The 517-nt window shown below is 67.7% G+C and carries 1 protein-coding gene; it reads left to right on the top strand.

All coding sequences use genetic code 11. The features are described from left to right. Positions 1-517, top strand: a 517-nt coding sequence (locus QWZ14_RS28910) for a hypothetical protein (RefSeq protein WP_290320534.1), incomplete at both ends; no start/stop codon positions are given.

Genomic DNA, 517 nt, shown 5'->3' with positions numbered 1-517 from the left:
ATCGCCTACATGCACGGCCGGGGCGTCAAGTGGCTGTGGCAGACCTACGCGTGGGCGGGAGGCCGGTGGCACCCCGGGGCGCAGCTCCAGCAGTACAAGAACGGCGTCAGAGTCGCCGGTGCCGACGTCGACCTGAATCGCGCTACCACATCGAACTTCGGCCAGTGGGCCGCAACGAAGGAGGACAAGGACATGAGCTGGGACGAAGAGATCAAGCTGATCACGGGGCAGGGCGTGTCCTACGAGGGCGACAAGTGGAAGGCGCGCTTCCTCCTCGCCTCTGACCACTACTACACGATGAAGTTCGGCCAGGAGCTCCTCGCAGGGCAGAAGGCCGCGCGGCTCCGCGAGGAGGCGATCCTCGCCGCGGTCAAGGGCCTCGACACTAAGGCCGTGCTCGCCAAGATCGACTCGGCCGCCGCTGCTGAGACCGCTCGTGATGCGGCGCTGCTCGCCGAGGTCCGGGAGCTCGCCAGCGGCGGCGCGACGGCGCAGGAGGTCTACGACCTGCTCGTGT

It is taken from the genome of Paeniroseomonas aquatica (assembly GCF_030409335.1).
Lineage (GTDB): Bacteria > Pseudomonadota > Alphaproteobacteria > Acetobacterales > Acetobacteraceae > Belnapia > Belnapia aquatica.
The sequence above is the reverse complement of the archived record's forward strand: the minus strand, read 5'-3'. Positions and strand labels throughout refer to the sequence as shown.